Source organism: Aureicoccus marinus (assembly GCF_002954325.1).
Classification (GTDB): domain Bacteria; phylum Bacteroidota; class Bacteroidia; order Flavobacteriales; family Flavobacteriaceae; genus Aureicoccus; species Aureicoccus marinus.
The window spans coordinates 459885-476154 of the sequence record NZ_MQVX01000001.1 but is presented as its reverse complement, the minus strand read 5'-3'; the positions used below and the strand labels follow the sequence as shown (position 1 = coordinate 476154).

17 protein-coding genes are annotated in these 16270 nt (G+C 48.7%); 12 read left to right on the top strand and 5 right to left on the bottom strand.

The window, feature by feature from the left end; genetic code table 11:
- Window positions 1–10: 10 nt before the first annotated feature.
- Genes BST99_RS02285 through BST99_RS02275 form a run of 3 tightly spaced genes read left to right on the top strand, consistent with a single transcriptional unit; the run spans window position 11 to window position 3907 of the window.
- A complete protein-coding gene (locus BST99_RS02285; RefSeq protein WP_105000359.1) occupies window positions 11–1303 on the top strand; it encodes an MFS transporter in 1293 nt (430 codons plus the stop codon).
- Window positions 1300–2823 carry a glycoside hydrolase family 3 protein gene (locus BST99_RS02280; RefSeq protein ID WP_105000358.1) on the top strand — a complete coding sequence of 508 codons (1524 nt, stop codon included), beginning with the start codon at window positions 1300–1302 and terminating at the stop codon, window positions 2821–2823. The genes BST99_RS02285 and BST99_RS02280 overlap by 4 nt, the downstream gene beginning before the upstream one ends.
- Window positions 2816–3907 (top strand): anhydro-N-acetylmuramic acid kinase, encoded by a 1092-nt coding sequence (locus tag BST99_RS02275; protein ID WP_105000357.1) that lies wholly within the window; start codon window positions 2816–2818, stop codon window positions 3905–3907. Before BST99_RS02280 ends, BST99_RS02275 begins: the two co-directional genes overlap by 8 nt.
- A 9-nt stretch (window positions 3908–3916) precedes the next feature.
- On the opposite strand, the gene BST99_RS02270 is transcribed toward BST99_RS02275, so the two are convergent.
- From BST99_RS02270 to BST99_RS02250, 5 genes are read right to left on the bottom strand one after another with little or no spacing between them, the layout of a single operon-like run.
- The gene (locus BST99_RS02270; protein ID WP_146106179.1) at window positions 3917–4387 is read right to left on the bottom strand and encodes a hypothetical protein; all 471 of its coding nucleotides are present in this window, start codon (window positions 4385–4387) and stop codon (window positions 3917–3919) included.
- Window positions 4388–4398: 11 nt separating this feature from the next.
- Window positions 4399–5103: a carboxypeptidase-like regulatory domain-containing protein gene (locus BST99_RS02265; RefSeq protein ID WP_219843800.1), complete on the bottom strand. Its 705-nt coding sequence runs from the start codon at window positions 5101–5103 to the stop codon at window positions 4399–4401.
- Window positions 5104–5132: 29 nt separating this feature from the next.
- Window positions 5133–6674 (bottom strand): acyl-CoA carboxylase subunit beta, encoded by a 1542-nt coding sequence (locus tag BST99_RS02260; RefSeq protein ID WP_105000354.1) that lies wholly within the window; start codon window positions 6672–6674, stop codon window positions 5133–5135.
- 3 nt (window positions 6675–6677) lie between these two features.
- Window positions 6678–8120, bottom strand: coding sequence for an acetyl-CoA carboxylase biotin carboxylase subunit (locus BST99_RS02255; protein WP_105000353.1), 1443 nt, complete (start codon window positions 8118–8120; stop codon window positions 6678–6680).
- A 4-nt stretch (window positions 8121–8124) separates the two neighbouring features.
- Complete coding sequence (locus BST99_RS02250; RefSeq protein WP_105000352.1) at window positions 8125–8616, bottom strand: biotin/lipoyl-containing protein; 492 nt, start codon at window positions 8614–8616, stop codon at window positions 8125–8127.
- A 189-nt stretch (window positions 8617–8805) separates the two neighbouring features.
- Here BST99_RS02250 and udk point away from each other — a divergent pair, with 189 nt between their 5' ends.
- The 9 genes from udk to dapB all read left to right on the top strand — a co-directional run bounded on the left by udk (window position 8806) and on the right by dapB (window position 16260).
- Complete coding sequence (gene udk, locus BST99_RS02245; RefSeq protein WP_105000351.1) at window positions 8806–9429, top strand: uridine kinase; 624 nt, start codon at window positions 8806–8808, stop codon at window positions 9427–9429.
- Window positions 9416–9727: an FtsB family cell division protein gene (locus BST99_RS02240; protein WP_105000350.1), complete on the top strand. Its 312-nt coding sequence runs from the start codon at window positions 9416–9418 to the stop codon at window positions 9725–9727. The genes udk and BST99_RS02240 overlap by 14 nt, the downstream gene beginning before the upstream one ends.
- Entirely contained in the window at window positions 9714–11090 is a 1377-nt protein-coding gene (locus BST99_RS02235) for a methylmalonyl-CoA mutase family protein (RefSeq protein WP_105000349.1), read from the top strand. Before BST99_RS02240 ends, BST99_RS02235 begins: the two co-directional genes overlap by 14 nt.
- Window positions 11087–12757: a methylmalonyl-CoA mutase gene (gene scpA, locus BST99_RS02230; protein ID WP_394335599.1), complete on the top strand. Its 1671-nt coding sequence runs from the start codon at window positions 11087–11089 to the stop codon at window positions 12755–12757. The genes BST99_RS02235 and scpA overlap by 4 nt, the downstream gene beginning before the upstream one ends.
- On the top strand, window positions 12709–13131 hold the full coding sequence (locus tag BST99_RS15085) for a cobalamin-dependent protein (RefSeq protein ID WP_394335598.1): 423 nt from the start codon (window positions 12709–12711) through the stop codon (window positions 13129–13131). The genes scpA and BST99_RS15085 overlap by 49 nt, the downstream gene beginning before the upstream one ends.
- Window positions 13132–13211: 80 nt before the next feature.
- Window positions 13212–13988, top strand: coding sequence for a ParA family protein (locus tag BST99_RS02225; protein ID WP_105000348.1), 777 nt, complete (start codon window positions 13212–13214; stop codon window positions 13986–13988).
- Window positions 13989–14897: a ParB/RepB/Spo0J family partition protein gene (locus BST99_RS02220; protein WP_105000347.1), complete on the top strand. Its 909-nt coding sequence runs from the start codon at window positions 13989–13991 to the stop codon at window positions 14895–14897.
- A complete protein-coding gene (locus tag BST99_RS02215; RefSeq protein ID WP_245916164.1) occupies window positions 14887–15516 on the top strand; it encodes a DUF5683 domain-containing protein in 630 nt (209 codons plus the stop codon). The genes BST99_RS02220 and BST99_RS02215 overlap by 11 nt, the downstream gene beginning before the upstream one ends.
- A gap of 18 nt (window positions 15517–15534) precedes the next feature.
- On the top strand, window positions 15535–16260 hold the full coding sequence (dapB, locus tag BST99_RS02210) for a 4-hydroxy-tetrahydrodipicolinate reductase (RefSeq protein WP_105000346.1): 726 nt from the start codon (window positions 15535–15537) through the stop codon (window positions 16258–16260).
- Window positions 16261–16270: the final 10 nt, after the last annotated feature.

The window sequence follows — 16270 nt, the reverse complement described above, 5'->3', positions numbered from 1 at the left end:
TTTCGGGTACATGAAAAAACGCCAAAGCCCGGCCGGCCTGTGGGTACCCATACTCTATTTTACACAAGGCCTCCCTTATATCATGGTGATCTCTGTATCGGTCATCATGTACAAACAGCTTGGAATCAGTAATGCAGAAATCGGTCGATACACCAGTCTGCTCTATTTGCCCTGGGTGATCAAGCCCCTTTGGAGTCCCATTTTGGAACTGCTTGGGAATCAACGCAAGTGGTTTTTGGGCATGCAATTCCTGATGGCCGCTACTTTTGTGCTGATGGGTTTCTTGCTGCCGGGGAACGCCTTTTTAATCAGTTCGCTGGCCTGCTTTTGGATGATTTCTTTTGCCTCGGCCACCAACGATATCGCGACAGACGGCTTCTATATTTTGGCCCTTAGTGAAAAACAGCAATCCTTCTTTGTTGGAATTCGCAGCACTTTCTACCGCCTGGCGGTCATCACCGGACAGGGCCTCCTTGTTGTATTAGCGGGTTACCTGGAAGAACAAATGGCTCCACAAAAAGCCTGGTCCTTTACCATGACCGCGACCGGACTTCTGATGCTTGCCCTAACCAGCGCCAATGCCTTACTCAGTCCAAAACTGAAAATTCAAAAAGAAGAACAAGAGAAAGCGCCCAAAAAAGAAGCCAGCCTCAAAGAATTTTTTAAAGTCTTCGCCGAGTTCTTCAAGAAACCACAGATCGGGGTAGCCCTTGCTTTTGTTTTGACCTACCGTTTGGGCGAGTCCCAACTGGTTAAAATGACTTCTCCCTTTTTGCTCGACAGTAACGAGATGGGGGGACTCGGCTACGGGGCCAAAGAAGTCGGTTTTATTTACGGCACCCTCGGCGTAATCCTGTTGGTTGTCGGTGGATTGCTAGGCGGCTGGGTGATCTCTCGCGACGGATTAGGCAAGTGGATGCTCCCCATGATATTGAGTCTAAATCTACCCAATGCCGGATATGCCCTGCTTGCCTTTATGGGCTGGGACAGCTATACCCTAGTTTCTGCGGTGGTCATGATTGAACAGTTTGGATACGGTTTTAGTTTTGCTGGCTTTTTAATGTACCTGATTTACCTTGCAAAGGGCCCCTACTCTACCAGTCACTATGCACTGGCGACTGGAATCATGGCATTAGGCATGATGATCCCGGGGATGATCAGTGGCGACCTGCAAGAATGGCTGGGGTATACCAACTTCTTTTTATGGGTCTTGGTCTCTGGAGTGCCTGCTTTACTACTCCTTCCCAAGCTGGACTTCCCGGCTGATTTCGGTAAAAAATCATTAGAAGAAGGTCAGTCATGATTCCTCCTTACCCAACGGCCAAAGAACAGCTGAGTCTACGTGAAAAAGTAGGGCAGTTTTTGATGCCAGCCGTCTTCCTGGATGACACCGAAGAACACATACAAGCGATGGAGGCCCTTATCCAAGACCTTGGAATAGGATCACTCTGCTTTTTTCAAAGTCGCGCTTTGGCAGCGGCCAATGTTCAAGCCCAAAAACAAATGGGGGCTTCCCCCAATGAACAACCCGATTATTTTGGACGTTTAACAGAGTTGATTACCCGCTACCAAAAGGCTTCCAAATACCCACTTCTCATCTCCATCGATGCAGAATGGGGCTTATCCATGCGCTTGCCTGATCAATTAAAGTGGCCATATCCAATCACTCTGGGGGCACTAGGCAACCGAATTGACCTCATCGAACAGGTAGGTTACGCTATCGGATTAGAATGCAAAAAAGCCGGGGTGCACTGGAACTTGGCCCCTGTCGTTGACATCAATACACAGGCCCTCAATCCCGTAATCGGTTACCGTTCCTTTGGGGATCGACCAGAAGCCGTCAGTCAACGCGCATTGGCCTGGACCAAAGGACTTTCGAAAGCGGGTGTACTTAATAGCCTTAAGCACTTCCCTGGTCATGGGGACACCCGTACCGACAGCCACCTAGACCTGCCCGTAATTGACAAAACCAAAGATCAACTCGAAGCGGAAGAGTGGATTCCTTTTCGTCATTTAATCGGGCAGGCCGATAGTCTGATGCTGGGCCATCTGGCCGTTCCTGCGTTGACCATGGGCGTAAATGAACCGGCTACCTTATCACCTGCCCTGATTCAGATTATTCGCGATTGGGGGTACCAAGGCATTTTGATCTCTGACGCCCTGAATATGAAAAGTGTGTCCAGGCGATTCGAAAAAGCTGGGGCCTTAGAATTAGCCGCATTTCAGGCCGGGTGCGATGTTCTTTGTTTTTCAGAACAGCCAGAAGCTGGAATTGAGGCCATTATAGCGCAGGCGAAAGAAGAAGAAATCGAACAGCGTTTTCAGCGTTGGTGGGCCTTAAAAGAAAAAGGGCTTCGATCAGTCGAAGAGATCAGTTCTTCAACAACATCCCCTGTCCTTTTAAACGAGATTGCCGAAAACACGCTTACCTTACTGATAGGTAGTCCTCAAAGTCTTCAAGCGTTTAAAAAAAAACAGCCTTCGGTTCGGGTGTTTGGGAGGTCTCTCGGTATTCTGGAAGGAGGATCCTCGAGCACGCACTGCCTAATAGAACTGTACCTGCCTTCCCCTAAACCAGGCAAAAATTTCGGATTGAGGGAGGAAGAATGGAAAGAATTACTGGAGCTCCTCCAGACCCAAAAATGCTGGCTATACCTCTTTGGTAACCCGTATGCCCTCTCCAGGCTCCCTTGGAAGGCCTGTGAAGGCGTTGTTCTGACCTATGAACAGGGAGTTGCCTTTCAGGAGGCTGCCCTAAAACACTACCTCGGTCAATTGTCTGCCCAAGGACAGAGCCCGGTTAACTTAAAGGAAGATGAGTAATAGCGCTTATGAGATTCTGGGTTTGATGTCTGGCACTTCCCTGGACGGCTTGGATATGGCCTATTGCCGTTTTGACTTACAAAAGAATGGACAATGGGATTTTGAACTCCTCGCAGGCAAGACCCTTTCTTATTCCGAAGAGTGGAAAGATCGACTGGCCAAAGCCATTGAGCTCAATGAACAGGATCACCAAGACTTGCACCTGAACTTTGCCCATCTGCTGGCCGAACACAGCCAGGCCTTTTTAAAAGAAATCAATAAAACGCCGGATTTGGTCGGGAGTCATGGGCACACCTCGCATCACCGACCGGAAGACGGGATTAGCTTTCAACTTGGAGACGGGCAAACCTTAGCCACACTTTTAAACATACCCGTGGTGGCGAATTTCAGACAGGGTGATGTAGAGCTCGGAGGTCAAGGAGCTCCCTTGGTTCCCATCGGAGATCAGCTGCTTTTTTCGGACTTCTCGGCCTGTTTGAATTTGGGAGGAATTGCCAATATTTCCTTTCAGAATGAACAAAAAGAACGAATCGCCTTCGACATCGGTTTGGCCAATATGGGGCTAAATCACCTCATGCGCGACCACCATCCTCCTTACGACAAAGATGGACGGGAAGCCCGTTCCGGTAAAGTAAATGGCTTTCTACTAGAACAGCTCAATTCCCTCCCCTATTTCTCCCTTTCACCACCAAAATCAACAGGACTGGAGTGGTTCAAGAACGATATTCAACCCCTGCTGGACCAAAGCGACTTGCCAAGAGCTGATCTGCTTTGTACCCTCATCCGGCATATGAGCGAGCAAATCGTCAAGATACTGCCTAAACAGGCGGATAAAGAGGACCAAAATCTACTGGTAACCGGGGGTGGTGCCTTCAATGTCTTTTGGATGGAGGAGCTCAAAGAATTACTACCTGCACCCTACAACCTTGTAGTCCCTAAGAACGACTGGATTGAGTTCAAAGAAGCCTTGGTCTTCGCTTTTATGGCCCTTCTGCGACAACGAGAAGAAATCAATATATACGCCAGCGTCACCGGGGCGAAAAGGGATTCTTCGGGCGGAGAAATTTTCTACCCGCCTTCTTAAACAAGGAACTCATTCTTCAAATGGTCGATAATCCAGGGGCAGCGAGACCGCCATTTTTTCCGTAGACCAATGCCCTTCATAGAATACATTTAGTGGCACTTCGAGTACCCCAGATGGGAGAATGGTATTCGGTTGAGAAAGTGGGATCACAATGGACTCCAAGGTTCTCTTGGGCATTTCATCAGATTCAAATGGAGTTCCCTGAGCCGAATAAGATACCCGTAAATTGTCGTCAAATTGAAAAACAGTTTTCCCGTTGTACTTCCGGAATAAAAGAGAGTCGGCTATTCCCACTGCATAAACCTGATCCACCATTTTGCTTACCTCCCGACTGCGCCGAATGATCACTCCTGCTGAATCTGCAGCCGTTTTGGGTTTTTGGTTTCGACTGCTGAAGTTTAGCGTACCCACCTTTCGCAAGATGGCTTTGGCTCTTTCTAGTTCTTTCTCCGTTGGGTATAGGGGATTTCTCTTCCGCACAAATTGACTGATCAAAAAACCCTCCTCAGTCGATCTTCTGTTGGCAATGGCCGAGAAAAAATGACGCCGGGATCCGGCATAGGCTCGAAGGCGGTTTTGTATCCATTGTTTCTGCTTGCGCTTATTTCCTTTGAGCGGCGTGTAGCGAGAATAACCCAAAAAGGAGGTCTGCAGGCCTTGCTGTGCGAAGTACTCCAGACTGTAATTGATCTCATACCCCAGCGCCGTATTGCGCAAAATAAGGGCCTTGTCGGCATAAACCGTAACGTGCCCGACTGTCGATCATAGCTAAAACGCAGATCATCGGGATTGAGCAGTTTACATTGGTTCGAAAACAGTCCTCTACCGATGAATTCCGACTTGAATTGGTTGAGAAAATAGGCGCGATCTTCAGCACTCATCTTTCCTTCTAAAACAACTTCTTTCAGGGCGATTTCGCCCTCTTCCATAACGACCTTGAGGCGCTCTGGAAGCTCGGCGGTATTGAGCTCGTAGACGACATTTTTAAATCCCAAATGCGATACTACAAGGCTGTACTTGCCTTCGGGAACTTCCAATAGGAACTCCCCTGTATCACTACTCACGGTTCCGTAGGTAGTACCACTCAAAAAGACCGATGCTCCCTCTACCGGCTTATCGTCAAATACAACGATCCCTTTTACTTCTACCTGGGCAAAGGCTCCGAAGAGACCCAACACTAAAAAGAGAAAAGTCAACCTCCACCGATATGCCGATAGAGCGACCATTACAAGGGAATATTTCCGTGTTTCTTGTATGGACTTTCTACCTGTTTGTTTTCGAGCGAAGCGAAGGCCTTGATCAGCTTGCGGCGGGTCTCTTTGGGCAAGATGACCTCATCGACAAATCCACGCGCAGCTGCCCGATATGGATTGGCGAATTTATCAGCGTACTCGGCTTCTTTTTCGGCCAATTTCTTGGCCGGGTCTTTAGCCGCACTGATTTCTTTTCGGAAAATGATTTCACTGGCACCCTTGGCTCCCATCACCGCGATTTCTGCGGTTGGCCAGGCGTAATTGAAATCTGCACCGATATGCTTGCTGTTCATCACATCATAAGCCCCTCCATAAGCCTTACGGGTGATCACCGTGATTCTTGGTACCGTCGCCTCACTCAAGGCATAGAGTAACTTGGCTCCGTGAACAATAATGCCGTTCCATTCCTGATCCGTTCCTGGCAAGAATCCAGGCACATCAACCAAAACCAAGAGAGGAATATTAAAGGCATCACAGAAGCGTGTAAACCGGGCTGCTTTTCTTGATGATTCCACGCCCAATACTCCGGCGAGGAAGAGTGGCTGATTCGCAATTACGCCTATACTTTGGCCTCCAAGGCGAGCAAAGCCAACGATCATGTTCTCGGCGTAGTCCTTGTGGATTTCAAAAAAGCTGTCTTCATCGATAATCCCACTGATCACCTCATGCATATCATAAGGCTTGTTGGGGTTATCGGGAACAATACTTTCGAGTTCTTCCCGAATCTCCTCGCCAAGGGTGAAGGGAAGTTTTGCCGGAACCTCCTGGTTATTCTGAGGAAGGTAAGATAGTAATCTTCGAAGATCCATCAGACAAGCCGCATCATGAGGAGAGGTCGTGTGCGCCACCCCTGATTTAACCGCATGGGCTGAAGCACCGCCGAGTTCTTCCGCGCTTACCTCTTCGTTGGTGACGGTCTTGACCACATTGGGCCCGGTGACGAACATATAGCTGGTTTGTTCCACCATCATAATGAAGTCGGTCATGGCCGGAGAGTAAACGGCACCTCCAGCGCAGGGACCCATAATAGCCGAGATTTGAGGGATTACCCCTGAAGCCTGTACGTTGCGGAAAAAGATGTCTGCATATCCACCCAAAGAGCGTACCCCTTCCTGGATTCTTGCTCCTCCGGAATCGTTCAGCCCAATAATAGGCGCGCCAACCTTCATGGCCAGCTCCATCACTTTGCAAATCTTTTCGGCATGGGTTTCGGAAAGCGCTCCTCCAAAGACGGTAAAGTCCTGGGCGTAGACATAGACTAAACGCTGATCGATGGTTCCGTAACCGGTTACCACCCCATCGCCATAATACTGCTGCTTCTCCATTCCGAAGTCGGTGGTCCGGTGAGTCACCAAGGCGCCCATTTCTTCAAAGGAACCTTCATCCAGCAAAAACTCGATGCGTTCACGAGCCGTCAGCTTCTTTTTTTCGTGTTGCTTGGCTATGCGGTCTTCCCCACCACCCAATCGGGCCTGAGCCAATTTATCCTGAAGTATTTTCTGTTTTGAGTCCATAGTTTATGACAAGGGTATGCGCAATTCTTTTTGGTCTTCCAGGTATTGATAAAGAGCGGTTAAGGCCACGACTTTGGCTTCGGTTTCGGCCGCCTTTTTAATGTCTTGCGGAGCGTAGTATTTCTTGACAAAATGGGTATCGAACTTTCCGGAACGGAAAGCCTCATGCCGGCAGACAAAATCACCAAAGGCCAAGGTCGTTTCGACTCCTTTGATCCGGTAGTTGGCGATGGCCTGAATCATCAGACTGATGGCTTCCTCCCGGCTTTTGCCGTAGGTGATCAATTTTGAGAGCATCGGATCGTAGTAAATGGGAATGTTCATTCCCTGCTCGTATCCGTTGTCAACCCGTATGCCTGGTCCCTCGGGTATCTGGTATTCTTCCAGAAGACCCACGCTGGGTAAAAAGTCATTTAAGGGGTCCTCTGCGTAAACGCGTAGTTCCAAGGCGTGTCCTTCGATCCTGAGGTCTTCCTGCTTCATGGGAAGAACTTCTCCTCGGGCCACACGAATCTGCAACTCAACCAAGTCAACTCCCGTAATCATCTCAGTCACCGGATGCTCCACCTGCAAACGCGTATTCATCTCTAGGAAGTAATAATTCAGCTGCTCATCCATGATGAACTCTACCGTGCCCGCTCCAACATATCCACAAGAACGCGCAACTTGCGCGGCTGCCTGCCCCATTTCTTCTCGAAGTTCAGGAGTAAGCAAGGCCGATGGTGCCTCTTCCACTACTTTTTGGTGGCGTCGTTGCACACTGCATTCCCGCTCGAAGAAGTGGAGAATATTTCCGTGGGTATCGGCCATGACCTGTATCTCGATATGACGAGGAGATCCCACATACTTTTCTATAAAAACAGAGCCGTCTCCGAAGGCCGAAGTGGCCTCACTGATGGCCCGTTCCATTTGGGATTTCAGGTCCTTTGCTTTTTCAACGACCCGCATCCCTTTACCTCCACCTCCAGCAGAAGCTTTGATGAGAATCGGGTAACCGATCTCGTCGGCAATCTTCTGTGCTTCCTCTACATCGGTAATGGCGTGATCCGTACCCGGCACCATCGGAATATCATAGGCTTTTACCGCGTCCTTTGCAGCGAGCTTGCTCCCCATAATTTGGATGGCATCGGATTTTGGGCCGATAAAGGTGAGCCCTGCTTTTTCCACTGCTTCAGCGAAGTCAGCGTTCTCACTCAAAAAACCATATCCGGGGTGGATTCCTTCAACCCCTTCTTTTTGGGCGAGTTCAATAATGCGGTCTCCCCGTAAGTAGGATTCATTCGAAGGCGCTGCACCGATGCAAAAAGCCTGATCAGCATAGCGTATATGAGGGGCGTTGCGGTCGGCTTCAGAATAAACCGCTACCGTTTGTATCCCCATCTTCTTCGCCGTTTTCATTACACGGATCGCAATCTCTCCGCGGTTGGCTACCAGAATTTTTTTCATCTACTTAATCGTTTTCGAATTCAATCAAAAGTTGGGACTTTTCTACAGCAGTTCCCTGACTTACATGCACTTCCTTGATGACTCCCCCTCGAGGAGACGCGACCACGTTTTCCATCTTCATGGCCTCCAGAATAAGCAGAGGATCATTCTCCTGAACCTCCTGCCCTGCTTTGACGTGGATATCCAGAATAAGACCGGGCATCGGTGCCGTGATTTGTTGAATATCGTTTTTGGAATCCAGAGAAAATCCAAGAGAAGAAATCAGCGCGTCCAAGGGATTGACGATCTGAATGTCATGGGGGGTACTGCCCCTTTGTATCTGGTATTTTTTCTGGTGAAACTGGGCTTCTTTGACTTCGAGAAGAAAAGACTCTCCTCGGTAAAGCACGTGCAGACTTGTGGGGGATACCCGGTGCACATCCAGCTCCTTTAAATCGGCAGCGCTCAGCTCAAAAGTGTGCTGATCATCTACCGAAATCGAATAGGATTGCTTCATGAAATGAGGTCGAAAATTAAAAGTTGTTGAAATTACTACTAATCTCGATCATTCCCCAAAGCTATACTGCAGAATCCAGCCTTGTCCTGAAATTTTTCTTGGAATAAAGAAGAGGAAGGGATGATCTTTCGCTTCCAAAGTTCCGAAGGATGCCTCTAGGATTTCTTATTTTTGAACCAAAGAATAACTATGCTGATAATTGGGGTTTCTGGAGGTACAGGTTGTGGCAAAACAACGGTTGTCGATCAACTCGTTGCGGACTTGCCCAAAGAGGCCGTTAGCGTACTCTCTCAAGATTTCTACTACAAGGATCTGGGGCATATGTCCCGAGAAGAGAGAAGTCGGGTCAATTTTGACCATCCCGACTCCATAGATTTCGATTTGATGCTGTCCCAGATCAAAGAATTACAAGCCGGAAAAGGCATCGACTGTCCCTGTTATTCTTTTGTTGAGGAAACCCGTCTGGCGGAAACCCTTCGAATTGAACCCAAAGCGATTCTCATTGTCGAAGGAATCTTGGTCTTCCACCCCCCTGCACTGCGGGACCTCTTTAACCTTAAACTATTTATTGAAGCCGACACCGACGAACGTCTCTTGCGCAGAATGAGAAGAGATCTCAGTGAACGAGGCCACGACCTGGATAAATCCATCCAGCGTTATCGCGAAGTGGTGAAGCCGATGTATGACGCCTTTGTGGCCCCTACCCGCTCCTGTGCAGATTTTATCGTACCCAATTACGATCACAAACCGGCCAACACACGTTGGTTGAGCCGTATGCTTCAATCCGAAATTCAACAGCATGGGGTATCTTAAATACGCAAAAAACATCTACCTGATCGTCCTGACCCTCTTTGTGGTCTGGATGCTTTTCTTTGACACCAATTCTTTTCAAATCCACCAGGAATTAAGTAAAGAGATTGATCAGTTGCAATACGAGAAAGCCCAGCTCGAAAAGGAAATCAGTAAAGACCAGGATTTACTGAAAGCCCTGGAAGATCCCAAAGAACTGGAACGCTACGCCCGGGAACGTTACGGGATGCAGAAAGAAAACGAAGAGGTGTTTGTCATCGAGCACCTGGACAGCATAAAAAAGCAGAATGAAGAACCCTGATTTGTTTTCGGAATTTGATAAGCCGAGCGACGCGGCCTGGAAACAAAAAATACAGGTTGCCCTCAAGGGTGCGGATTACCAATCCACCCTGGTGTGGAATTCCCCGGAAGGGATTGCGACCAAGCCTTTTTATACGGCAGAAGACTATCCTGAACTCCCTGCAATAGAACCCCCTAAAGACTGGACCTTAACGCAGGGGCTTGGATTCTATGCCGATGAACAACCCCTTTCGTTCAGGAGTTTAAAAATTCTCAGTGAAGAAGGCCATCAGCAAGGCATGGAAGCCTTCTGGGTCGAATCCTTTATTCCCGAAAATAAAGAAGAGCTGGATCAGCTCCTGGAACTTCCTTTTCCGCTCTACATGAGAACAGAACACTGGCCGCAATGGGCCTTGGACAGCTTAACGGGACCTGTTCAAAAACAACAAAACGGAGTACACTTTTTTCACGATCCCATTGGTCAACTGTGTACCACAGGTAATTGGCCTTCTACTTTGGATAAGGAATGGGAATCACTTAGCAAGCTGGCCGAGCAGCTGCATGGAGAGGCCTTCCTTGGGATCGATGCCTTGCCCTATGCCAACAGCGGAGCCAACGCCACCGAACAGTTGTCCGCAATTCTGGGACATATGCAAGCCTACATCGAACACCCAAAACTAGCGGGTAAGATTACTGCCCTTCGGGTACGCATAGGAATTGGCCCCAATTACTTTTATGAAATAGCTAAGCTTCGCGCTTTACGCACTTTGGTGCAACAAAAGTGGCCAGAACTAAACATTCACCTCACAGCAACGCCAGCCCTTCGCAACAAGACGGTGTATGACTACAACGTCAATTTACTGCGCTCTTGTTCGGAGTGTATGGCCGGAATCCTCGGTGGGGCTGACTTGATCTACAATGCCCCTTACGATGTCATCTACGGCAACAGCAACGACTTTGGGCACCGCATTGCACGAAACCAATTGCTGCTCCTAAAACACGAAAGTGGACTGCATGCCGGATTTACCGACGGCAGTTACTACGTCGAAGCCCTAACGGCCCAGCTAGTCGAAAAAGCTCATGCCTTGTGGGTGCGTTGGGAAAAAGAAGGGGGTCTTTTGGATGCCTTGCATACCGGAAGACTTCAAAAGCGGATTCGCCAATCCGCAGAAAAGGAACAGGGGCTTTTTGACCAGGGAGAGCTCGTGCTGATCGGGACCAATAAATACCCCAATCCCGATGATCAAATGGCTATGTATGCCGCGACGGCCTTCCCGGCTCCTAGAAATGAAAAGACCCTGATCGAACCTCTTCCTCTGCGAAGACTTTCAGCCTCTAAAGAGAAGGCCAGAATGCAAGAAGAAAAAACGACGAGTACTTCATGAGCAGTAAAAAAGCAACTCCCCATACGGAACAGACCGTCCATCATCTCGGCTTTGCGGCGGGCCTCCCTCCTTTTTTAAGAGGGCCCTACCCCAGTATGTATGTGCAAAGACCTTGGACCATAAGACAATACGCTGGTTTTTCAACGGCTGAAGAGAGCAATGCCTTCTACCGAAGAAACCTGGCGGCCGGGCAAAAGGGATTGTCCGTGGCTTTTGATCTTCCCACCCACCGAGGCTATGACAGTGATAATGAGCGGGTAATTGGCGATGTGGGTAAAGCTGGGGTGGCCATTGACTCTGTGGAAGACATGAAGCGTTTGTTTGAGGGAATTCCCCTGGACAAAATGTCGGTTTCCATGACCATGAACGGGGCCGTTCTGCCCATAATGGCCTTTTATATCGTCGCTGCAGAAGAACAAGGCGTAGCCCCTGCCCAATTGGCCGGCACCATTCAGAATGATATTCTCAAGGAATTCATGGTCCGCAACACCTATATCTATCCACCGAGCCCATCCATGAAAATTGTTTCGGATATCATCGGGTATACCAGCGAGCATATGCCCCGATTCAACAGTATCAGTATTTCGGGCTACCATATGCACGAAGCTGGCGCTCCTGCTGCCTTGGAATTGGCCTACACCCTGGCTGATGGCTTGGAATACATCCGAACAGGATTGGCTGCCGGTCTCCAAATTGATCAATTCGCCCCCCGACTTTCTTTCTTCTGGGGGATTGGAATGCGTCATTTTACCGAAATCGCTAAAATGAGAGCCGGGCGCATGCTCTGGACCAAGTTGGTACGTCAGTTCGGACCAGAAAATGAGAAATCCCTCATGTTGCGTACACACAGCCAAACCAGTGGATGGAGTTTGACCGAGCAAGACCCCTTTAACAATGTGGCGCGCACCAATATCGAAGCCATGGCCGCTGCCTTTGGCGGAACCCAAAGCTTGCATACCAATGCCCTGGATGAGGCCATTGCTCTACCAACGGATTTTTCGGCACGGATAGCTCGGAACACCCAACTCTTCCTCCAGCAAGAATCCCAGATTACCCGAGCAGTGGATCCTTGGGGAGGCAGTCACCAAATGGAAAAACTCACCGCCGAGATTGCCGAAGAGGCCTGGCAATTGATCGAGGAGGTCGAAGCCATGGGCGGGATGACCAAGGCTATTGAAGCGGGCCTCCCTAAAATGCGCATTGAAGAAGCCGCTGCGCGGAAGCAAGCGCGCATTGACAGTGGGCAAGAAAAAATTGTTGGTGTCAATTGTTATACCTTAGAGGAAGAAGAGGAACTTCAGATTCTGGCGGTAGACAACCAAAAAGTTCGCCAAGGCCAACTAGAAGGACTCAAAGCACTTCGGCAGCAGCGCAACGAAGCGAAAACCCAAGAGTGCTTAAAAGCATTAGAGCAGGCTGCAGAGGCCATACAAGCAGGTAATGCAGCAGAAAATTTGCTTGAGTTGGCGGTTCGTGCAGCACGGGAAAGAGCCTCCTTGGGCGAGATAAGTCTGGCTCTGGAAAAGTCTTTTGGGCGCTACCAAGCCGAAATCAAATCCTTTACAGGCGTGTATTCTAAAGAAATTAAAAAGGACCCCAGTTTTGAAGAGGCCAAAGCTTGGCAGATGCCTTTGCGGAGGAGGAAGGGCGTCGACCCAGAATTTTGATTGCAAAAATGGGCCAAGACGGTCACGATCGCGGTGCCAAAGTGGTTTCTACCGCCTATGCGGATTTGGGCTTTGATGTCGATATCGGGCCGCTCTTTCAAACCCCAGCCGAAGTCGCTAAACAGGCTGTCGAAAACGATGTCCACTTCTTGGGTATCTCTTCCCTTGCCGGTGGCCACAACACCCTGGTTCCCGAGGTCATCAAAGAACTGGAAGCCTATAAACGAGGCGATATTCGCGTGATTGTAGGAGGGGTAATTCCCCGACAAGATTATCCCGCTCTTTTTGATGCTGGAGCCCTTGCTGTATTTGGGCCAGGCACGAAGATCAGTGAGACCGCAATTGAAATTCTCAACGCAATTTCGAAGAAATAAAGGTTATCCACCGACTGTTAACAATTTTGCGTTTTCCAGCCGCAAGATATATTGTACTTTTAACCTTCAACTACTGATTAATGGGCAAAATAATAGCCGTTGCTAATCAAAAAGGCGGTGTAGGTAAAACAACCACTACAGTCAACCTCGCAGCCTCTTTGGGAGTTCTGGAAAAGAAGGTGTTGTTGATTGATGCGGACCCCCAGGCCAATGCCACTTCAGGCCTTGGAGTAGAGGTGGATACCGTAGAATTAGGCACCTACCAATTACTCGAACACACCGCGAGTCCTTACGATGTTATTGTCAAGAGCAGTTCGCCTAATGTCGATCTCATTCCAGCGCATATCGACCTGGTTGCGATCGAGATTGAACTTGTCGACAAGGACAACCGGGAGTACATGATGAAGGAAGCCGTTTCTAAGCTTCGTGAGGAGTACGATTATATCTTAATCGACTGCGCTCCTTCGCTTGGTCTTTTAACCCTGAATGCACTGACTGCTGCAGACTCGGTGATCATTCCAATCCAGTGTGAGTACTACGCCTTGGAAGGTTTGGGCAAACTGTTGAACACCGTCAAAAGTGTACAGCGATTACACAACAGTGAACTGGATATTGAAGGAATGCTCCTCACCATGTTTGATTCTCGTTTACGCTTGTCCAATCAGGTCGTGGAAGAAGTGAGAAAGCACTTTTCTGATATGGTATTTGACACCATCATCCAACGAAACGTCAAACTCAGCGAGGCTCCAAGTTTTGGAGAGAGTATTATTAAATACGACGCGAGTAGCCGGGGGGCATCCAATTACCTCAACCTGGCCAACGAAATTTTGAATAAGAACAAAGAGAAAGTACAGTAGGTGGCGAGCGCAGCGAAAAAACAAGCATTAGGAAGAGGCCTTTCAGCCCTGCTCAAAGATCCTGAAAATGACATCAAGTCGGTCGACGATAAGAACGCAGACCAGGTGATTGGGAATGTGGTGGAATTGGAACTCGATTCTATTGAGGTCAACCCATTTCAACCCCGTACGGTTTTTAATGACGAAGCCCTAAAAGAGTTGGCCGGATCTATTCGCGAATTGGGTATCATTCAGCCCATTACCGTAAGAAAGATCGGTTTCAACACCTTCCAGTTGGTATCGGGTGAGCGAAGATTCAGAGCCTCTAAATTACTCGGGAAGAAGACTATTCCTGCCTATATTCGAATTGCCAATGACCAGGAGTCTCTCGAGATGGCTTTGGTCGAAAACATACAAAGGGAAGATCTCGATCCGATTGAGATCGCCCTCTCCTACCAGCGCTTGATCGACGATGTCAGCTTGACCCAAGAAAAATTGAGTGAGCGGGTGGGGAAAAAGAGATCGACCATCACCAATTACCTCCGGTTACTCAAATTACATCCGCAATTACAAAACGCCATGCGCGATGGCCAGCTCAGTATGGGCCACGGACGAGCGCTGGTCAACGTCGATATTGAAGAGGATCAATTGGGCCTCTTTGAAAAGATAAAGAATCAACAACTTTCGGTCCGAGCCACTGAACAATTGGTTAAACAATACAAGGATAAGGACCAGAAAACCAGTAAAGGAAGTTCTGCTAGTCCCGAACTCCCCTCCTATATTTCCAAACATGTTGAGGCCATTGAAGACTACTTGGAAACGGCTGTGCAGGTGAGCAGTTCCGCCCGAGGAAAAGGTAAAATTGTAATTCCTTTTCACTCCAAAGAAGACTTTAAGCGCTTGAAAAAACTCTTAAGTAGTGGCGAATAAGACCCTAGCGATCTTTTTATTCTTTTGTACTGGGCTGTTGTTTGCTCAGCAAGACAGTATTCCCCGCCAGAGTGATACCGATTCGCTTGCTCAGAATTTGAATGGTCGTGGTTTTAAGGTAGAAGAAGTGGTCAAGCGAAAGATCAATCCTTTGGCTCCGAGCCGGGCTGCCTTTTATTCCGCCCTTTTACCTGGATTAGGCCAGGCCTACAACAAGCGATACTGGAAAGTACCTTTGGTTTACGCCGCCTTAGGAACGGGAGTCTACGCTTATAACTTTAACAATACCCAATACAACCGCTACCGCGATGCCTTTAAGGCGCGAAAAGCGGGCTTAGTGACGGACGAGTTTTACGATATCAACGGGGATGGTTTAGGGCCCGATGTATCGGATACCGCTTTAGAAGATGCGCAAGTGCGCTTTCAGGAAGACCGGGATCTTTCTCTTTTGATCACCATCGTCCTCTACGCACTAAACATTATCGATGCCAACGTGGACGCCCACCTCAAACAGTACAACGTCAGCGAGGAACTCACCATTGATTTTCAGCCCTTTCTGGAACGGGATCCCTTCATGATGAACCCGTACTACGGGATGGCCTTTCAAATAAAATTTTAGGTTTAGAACCGCCGAAGCATGAGTAAAATTGCACTTTTCGGATACGGAAAAATGGGCAAGGCGATTGAACGTATTGCCCTCTCCAGAGGCCACCACATCTGCGCACGAATCAACGACGGTACAGAAACGGATCCTTGGGAAGAAGCCGATGTCATCATCGACTTCAGTCTGCCCGAAGTGGCTTTCGGAAATATTGAAAAAGGGCTCACGGCAGGTATTCCGGTCATTTCTGGGACTACAGGCTGGCTTGATCGCTATGAAGAAGCCCTTGAATTGTGCCAACAGCAAAAGGGAGCCTTCTTGTACGCATCCAATTTTAGTCTGGGCGTAAATTTATTTTTTGCTCTAAACAGCTATTTGGCCCAGTTGATGGGTGCCCGTAAAGAGTATAGAGCAGAGCTCTCAGAAACCCACCACATTCATAAGCTGGACGCTCCCAGTGGAACTGCAATCACTCTTGCGGAAGACCTCATCAAACACACAGACTACACCGGTTACTCCTTGGTAGAGGAAGGCAAGCATCCTGACAACAGCCGTGATCTGCCCATTCGAGCCTATCGGGAAGGAGAGGTCCCAGGAACCCATCACCTCACCTACTCAAGCGAAGTGGATCAGGTGGAACTGATTCATACAGCACACAATCGCGATGGATTTGCCCTTGGAGCGGTCATCGCTGCGGAGTGGATACAGGGGAAAAGCGGCGTCTTTACTATGAAAGATGTGTTAAACCTCCCTTCATCCTGAAAACAACAAG